This is a genomic window from uncultured Aureimonas sp., from assembly GCF_913775355.1.
Taxonomy (GTDB): Bacteria; Pseudomonadota; Alphaproteobacteria; order Rhizobiales; family Rhizobiaceae; genus Aureimonas.
Map to the genome: position 1 here is coordinate 1 of NZ_CAJYIU010000148.1, position 6,105 is coordinate 6,105.

Annotated in this window: 6 protein-coding genes; 5 read left to right on the top strand and 1 reads right to left on the bottom strand. The window is 68.7% G+C overall.

Features of this window, described 5'->3' with window-relative positions; translation table 11 throughout:
• Positions 1–127 precede the first annotated feature (127 nt).
• From QZ753_RS09815 to QZ753_RS09825, 3 genes are all read left to right on the top strand, one after another.
• Positions 128–1,159 (top strand): aspartate-semialdehyde dehydrogenase, encoded by a 1,032-nt coding sequence (locus QZ753_RS09815; RefSeq protein WP_294643248.1) that lies wholly within the window; start codon positions 128–130, stop codon positions 1,157–1,159.
• A 156-nt stretch (positions 1,160–1,315) separates the two neighbouring features.
• Positions 1,316–2,317 carry an SDR family oxidoreductase gene (locus QZ753_RS09820; protein ID WP_294643240.1) on the top strand — a complete coding sequence of 334 codons (1,002 nt, stop codon included), beginning with the start codon at positions 1,316–1,318 and terminating at the stop codon, positions 2,315–2,317.
• A 150-nt stretch (positions 2,318–2,467) separates the two neighbouring features.
• Positions 2,468–3,133, top strand: coding sequence for an OmpA family protein (locus QZ753_RS09825; protein ID WP_294643241.1), 666 nt, complete (start codon positions 2,468–2,470; stop codon positions 3,131–3,133).
• A 190-nt stretch (positions 3,134–3,323) separates the two neighbouring features.
• On the opposite strand, the gene QZ753_RS09830 is transcribed toward QZ753_RS09825, so the two are convergent.
• Positions 3,324–4,550: an MFS transporter gene (locus QZ753_RS09830; protein WP_294643243.1), complete on the bottom strand. Its 1,227-nt coding sequence runs from the start codon at positions 4,548–4,550 to the stop codon at positions 3,324–3,326.
• A 247-nt stretch (positions 4,551–4,797) separates the two neighbouring features.
• On the opposite strand from QZ753_RS09830, the gene QZ753_RS09835 reads away from it, so the two are divergent.
• Together QZ753_RS09835 and QZ753_RS09840 are read left to right on the top strand one after the other, a co-directional pair.
• The gene (locus tag QZ753_RS09835; protein WP_294643245.1) at positions 4,798–5,310 is read left to right on the top strand and encodes a MucR family transcriptional regulator; all 513 of its coding nucleotides are present in this window, start codon (positions 4,798–4,800) and stop codon (positions 5,308–5,310) included.
• A 203-nt stretch (positions 5,311–5,513) separates the two neighbouring features.
• On the top strand, positions 5,514–6,105 hold a 592-nt coding region (locus QZ753_RS09840; protein ID WP_294643246.1), incomplete at its 3' end, for an efflux RND transporter periplasmic adaptor subunit.

The following is a 6,105-nucleotide window of genomic DNA, read 5'->3' on the forward strand; positions in this document are numbered from 1 at the left end:
CCCATGTCCGCGCTCACCCTGACCAAAACCACGATCATTATCTGACCGCTCGTCCCGCTTGCCCCCGGGACGGGGCGACAGGAGCGTGACTTCAGGTTCTCGGGGCGAAGAACTGGCGGGTTTCAAGATGGGCTACAAGGTGGCTGTGGTCGGCGCGACGGGCAATGTCGGCCGCGAGATGCTCAATATCCTCGACGAGCGCGGCTTCCCGGCCGACGAAGTGGTGGCGCTGGCCTCGCGCCGCAGCCAGGGCACCGAGGTGTCCTACGGCGACAAGACCCTCAAGGTGAAGGCGCTCGAGAACTACGACTGGGCGGGCACCGACATCTGCCTGATGTCGGCCGGCGGCTCCGTCGCCAAGGAGTGGGCGCCACGCATCGCGCAGGCCGGCTGCGTCGTGATCGATAACTCCTCCGCCTTCCGCTACGACGCCGACGTGCCGCTGATCGTGCCGGAGGTGAACGCCGACGCCGTCACCGGCTTCACCAAGCGCAATATCATCGCCAACCCGAACTGCTCGACCGCCCAGCTCGTCGTGGCTCTCAAGCCGCTGCACGACAAGGCGACCATCAAGCGCGTCGTGGTCTCGACCTACCAGTCGGTCTCCGGCGCCGGCAAGGAAGGCATGGACGAGCTGTTCGAGCAGAGCCGAGCCGTCTTCGTCGCCGACCCGGTAACCGCCAAGAAGTTCACCAAGCGCATCGCCTTCAACGTCATTCCCCATATCGACGTCTTCATGGAGGACGGCTCGACCAAGGAAGAGTGGAAGGTGATGGTCGAGACCAAGAAGATGCTCGACCCGAAGATCAAGGTCACCTGCACCGCGGTGCGCGTGCCGGTCTTCATCGGGCATTCCGAGGCGGTCAACATCGAGTTCGAGAACCCGATCACCGCGCAGGAAGCCCGCGACATCCTGCGCGAGGCGCCGGGCTGCCTCGTGATCGACAAGCAGGAGGACGGCGGCTACGTCACGCCGATCGACACGGCCGGCGAGGACGCGACCTATATCAGCCGCATCCGCGAGGACCAGACGCTGGAGAACGGCCTCAACATGTGGGTCGTCGCCGACAACCTGCGCAAGGGCGCCGCACTCAACGCCATCCAGATCGCCGAGCTCCTCGTGAACCGCAAGCTGATCGGCCAGCGGAAGGCCGCCTGACGCTTCCCTCTCCCGAACGGATCGAGGCCGGTCTTCCTTAGAGGAGGCCGGCCTTTTTCGTGGCGCCGCCGGTCGATCGGCAGTCGGCCACGATTTGCGCACCGAACGGCCCGTGCCGTCCCGGCGTTCGTCCTGTGATCCAACGGGAAACGCAGCATGGCCGGTCATCGTCGCACGCTTTCGGGAATGGTGGTGGTGCTAACGGGCGCAAGCTCGGGCATCGGCCGCGCGACCGCGCTGGAGGCCGCCCGGCGCGGCGCGCGCCTCGCGCTCGTCGCACGAGGGCAGGAGGAACTTGCGGCCGTGCGCGCGGAGGTCGAGGCGCTGGGGGCCGAGGCGATCGCCCTGCCGGTGGATGTCTCCTCCAACGAGGCCGTGTGCAGCGCGGCGGAGGCGGCGATCGCCCGCTTCGGACGCTTCGATGCCTGGGTCAACAATGCGGGCGTTGCGGCCTACGCGACGCTCACCGACTTGCCGCTCGCCGATCACCGGCGCCTGTTCGAGACCAACTACTGGGGCACGGTCCACGGCTCGCTGGCCGCCGTCGCCCATTTCCGCTCGCGGCCGGGGCGCGGCCGCCTCGTCAATGTCGGCTCGGTCAACGGCGACGTGCCGGTGCCGCTGCTCAGCGCCTATTCCGCCTCGAAGCACGCCGTCAAAGGCTTCACCGACGCACTGCGCATGGAGCTTCTGGCAGCCGGCGACCGGATCGACGTCGTGCAGATCAAGCCGTCGGGTATCGCCAGCGCCCTGCCCCACCACGCGCGCAACCACCTCGCCGCCGAGCCGCGCGTGATGCCGCCGCTCTACGCACCCGAACTCGTCGCCAGATCCATCTGCGACGCACTGGAGCGGCCCGTGCGCGAGATCACGATCGGCCTTCCCGGCGGCCTCCTGCGCCTCGGCATGGCGCTCGCCCCCGGCCTCACCGACCGGGTCGTCGCCGCCGTCGTGCCGCCCCTCACCCACTCGCGCCATCCCCTGACGCGGGCCGACAATCTCGATCGCCCGACCGAAGGCGGCCGCATCCATTCGCCTTATACGCGCGGCATCCCAATCAGCCCCTACACCGCTCTCCAGCCGCATCGCACGGCGCTCAAGATCGCCGGCCTGTCGCTCGGGGCGCTCTGGCTTCTCGCCCGGCGGCGGCGGCGATGACACGGCCGGGGCATTTATTTTCAGGCCGGAGACGAAAGCGCGTCGTCAGCCCCAATCCAGCCCAGACTGTTTTCTAGCCCTTTCCTCACGACCATCGAGGGCCTCCCGCCGCACGAGGAGCCCCGAACCATCGGAAGGCTGGAACTCGTCATGAAGAAGCTCATCCTGGCTGCCGTCGCGTCGGCGAGCCTTTTGGCCGGCTGCACCACCGATCCCTATACCGGTGAGCAGAAGATCTCGAACACCGCGGGCGGCCTCGGTCTCGGCGCGGGCGCGGGCGCGCTCGGCGGCTACCTCGTCGGCCGCGCGACGGGCGCCGATCCCGGCCGCGCCGCGCTGATCGGCGCCGGCATCGGCGCCATCGGCGGCGGCGGCATCGGCGCCTACATGGACCGCCAGGAGGCCGACCTGCGCGCCCAGCTCCAGGGCACCGGCGTCTCCGTCACCCGCCAGGGCGACCGGATCATCCTCAACATGCCCTCCAACATCACCTTCGATACCAACGAGGATCAGGTCCGCTCGGAATTCTACCCGACGCTCCAGTCCGTCGCGATCGTCCTCAACAAGTACGACCGCTCGATCGTCGACGTCGCCGGCAACACCGACAACGTCGGGGGCGAAGGCTACAACTTCGCCCTCTCCCAGCGCCGCGCCTCTTCGGTCTCGCAGTTCCTCGCCAGCCAGGGTGTCAACCCGCGCCGCCTCAACACGCAGGGCTACGGCATGAGCCGCCCGATCGCCTCCAACGCCACGGAAGCCGGCCGCGCCCAGAACCGCCGCGTCGAAATCTCCATCTCGCCGCTCGAGGCGGGCTGATCGAAGCGAGGCGTTCGCAGGGACCGCAGGGGTTTCACCCCTGCACCCCACCAGGGGGGGGAATGATTCCCCTGGACCCGCATCTCTCGTGACATGGAAAAGGGGGCCGATGGCCCCCTTTTCCATGTCAAAAAGAAAGAAGGGTCCGGGAATTCCTTCCCGGATGGGGTTCGGGGCAATAGCCCCGCCGTCACCCCCGCGATGCCCGCCCGTCCATCCGCCAGCTCACGGCGGCGACGCCGAGCGCCGACAAGGCCAACGCGGCGGCGGCGAGCGGCAGGGCGTCGTAGCCGAGGCCGGCCGAGATCATCATGGCGCCGACCCAGGCGCCGAAGGCGTTGCCGAGGTTGAAGGCGCTCTGGTTGATGGTGGAGGCGAGATTGCGGGCGCCTAGCGATGTCGCGACGATGCGCATCTGGATCGGCGAGGTGAGGCCGAAGACCACCATGCCCCAGAGCAGCATCAGGGCAACCATGACGACGGGGCTCGACGCGAAGACGTGGATGCCGACGAGGATCGCGGCCATGGCGGCGAAGAGCCCCATGATGGAGGGCATGAGCTTCCAGTCGGCGAGCTTGGCGCCCGCGAGGTTGCCGATGGTCATGCCGGTGCCGAGCACGAAGAGGAGGTAAGGGACGCTCGTCTCGGCGAGGCCCGTGACGCCGACGAGAAGCGGTGCGATGTAGGTGTAGAGGACGAAGAGCGCCGAGGACGCGAGGACGCTCAAGGACATGGCGAGGAGCACGGGCGGACGCACGAGCGCCCGCAGTTCCTCGGCGAAGCGCACGCCCGGGCGCGGCCGGCTGACGGGCACGAACAGGTAGATCATCGCGGCGGTCGCGGCTGCGAGCGCACTGACCACGAAGAAGGCGGAGCGCCAGCCGAAGGCCTGGCCGATGACGGTGCCGAGCGGCACGCCGAAGACGTTGGCGAGCGTCATGCCGACGAAGAGCATGGAGATCGCCTGCGCCTCCTTGCCGGGCCGGGCGATCTCGGCGGCGAGCACCGCGCCGATGCCGAAGAAGGCGCCGTGGGCGAGCGCGGTGAAGAGGCGCGCGGCCATCAAGAGCGTGTAGGTCGGCGCCAGCGCGCAGGCGAGGTTGCCGGCGAAGAACACGAGCGCGAGCAGGAACAGCGTGCGCCGGCGCTCCCAGCGCGAGGTGAGGACGGCCAGGAGCGGCGCGCCGAACACGACGCCGAGCGCGTAGCCGGTGACGAGGAGGCCGGCCTGCGGGATCGAGACGCCGAGGTCGCTCGCCATCGTCGGCAGGAGGCCCATGATCCCGAACTCGCCCGCGCCGATCACGAAGGAGCCGAGGGACAGCGAGGCGAGCGCGAGGCCGACGCGAGGTGCGGCGCGGTCACGCGCCTGCGTCAGGTCGGCCGGACGGACTGCGGGGGCGGACGGGTGGGTCATGGATCAATCACTCATGCGAATCAGCCGCAGGCTGACCACGAATCGGTATCGTGCACCATGTCCCGAATTGCATGTCAGGCATGCGAAGACGGGCCCGGTTCCGCGGCCACGTCGTCGAAGGTCTTGATATCAGCGATATTGGACAACTAAGGGTCGATAATTCAACAACGATGTTGTCGCGAGCCGCGGCGACTGGACCAATATACGCGACTACGTTATTTGTCCGAAAAACTTCGAGAGGGTTAAAATGGACAGCAGTAAGGACGTCTCGCGTCGGGCTCTGACGGCTCAGATCGTCAAGGCCTATGTCAGCAAGAACCATGTGACGCGTGACGACCTGGCGCCCCTGATCGGCATCGTCTACGCCTCGCTCGACTTCGATGCTGCCAAGGAGCCGGAAGCGGCGCCGGCCGCACCGCTGGTGCCGGCGGTTCCGGTCAAGAAGTCGGTGACGCCGGACTATCTGATCTGCCTCGAGGACGGCAAGCAGTTCAAGTCGCTGAAGCGCCACCTGAAGACGCATTACGACCTGACCCCCGAGGCCTACCGCCAGAAGTGGGGCCTCGCGCCGGACTATCCGATGGTCGCCGCCAACTACGCCGCCAAGCGCTCCGAGCTCGCCAAGAGCATCGGCCTCGGCCGCAAGGCCGCGCCCGAAATGGAGCCCGAGGTCGAGGAGGCGCCCGCCCCCGTCGAGGTGGAGGCCGAGAAGCCCGCCAAGCGCCGCCGCACCACCAAGAAGGCGGCCGCCGCCGAATAAGTCCTCCGCCTGCGGGCCGGCGTCTCGTCGGCCCGCGGCCTTTCCGGCGGTGTTCGCTGCGCCGTCGCTCGCAATTTTTTCCCCGGATCGCACGCCGCCCCTTCACCATCGGGTGATGCGACATCGCGCCCGCCCCGCGTGTGGGAACGATTGCCCCTCCCGCCGATTGCGCCACGACGCACACGGCCGGAGACGACCCCGACATGAAGCCGCTTTCCACCGCGTTCGCCATCCTGCTCGTCGCAGCCGGAGGGCTCGCAGCGACCGCCTATGGTTTCGGCTGGCCGGAACCCGTGGCCGCGCTCCTGCCCGGCGCGACCGCGGAAGCCGAGGCGGAGGAGCGCGAGGAGCCGACGACGCCGGTGGTCCTGGCGAAGGCGGGGCTCGCCGACATCGCCCTGACGCTCGAAGCCGTCGGCGACACGGTGGCGCGCGAAAGCGTGACCGTCTCGGCGCGCGTATCGGGCCGGGTGCAGGAGATCGCCTTCACCGACGGGCAGGACGTTGAGGAAGGCGACATCCTGGTGCGGCTCGACCCGGCCGATGCCGAGGATCAGGTGCGCGTGGCGGAAGCGGCGGCCGACGAGGCGCGGCAGGCCTTCGGGCGTGCGGCGCGGCTCGCCGAGGACGGCACGGGCCCGCGCGCGGTGGCCAACGATCTGCAGCGGCAGGCGGAAGCTGCCGAAGCGCAGGTCGCCTCGGCGCGCGAGCGGCTCGACGACTACAACATCCGCGCGCCCTTCGACGGACGGCTCGGCCTTCGCAATATCAGCCTCGGCGCGCTGATCCAGCCGG

What these genes read in the sequence shown, in the direction of transcription:
- QZ753_RS09825 (WP_294643241.1), top strand. Translation starts at nt 2,468, where the DNA reads ATGAAGAAGCTCATCCTGGCTGCCGTCGCGTCGGCGAGCCTTTTGGCC.
- QZ753_RS09820 (WP_294643240.1), top strand. Translation starts at nt 1,316, where the DNA reads ATGGCCGGTCATCGTCGCACGCTTTCGGGAATGGTGGTGGTGCTAACG.
- QZ753_RS09830 (WP_294643243.1), bottom strand. Translation starts at nt 4,550, where the DNA reads ATGACCCACCCGTCCGCCCCCGCAGTCCGTCCGGCCGACCTGACGCAG.
- QZ753_RS09835 (WP_294643245.1), top strand. Translation starts at nt 4,798, where the DNA reads ATGGACAGCAGTAAGGACGTCTCGCGTCGGGCTCTGACGGCTCAGATC.
- QZ753_RS09815 (WP_294643248.1), top strand. Translation starts at nt 128, where the DNA reads ATGGGCTACAAGGTGGCTGTGGTCGGCGCGACGGGCAATGTCGGCCGC.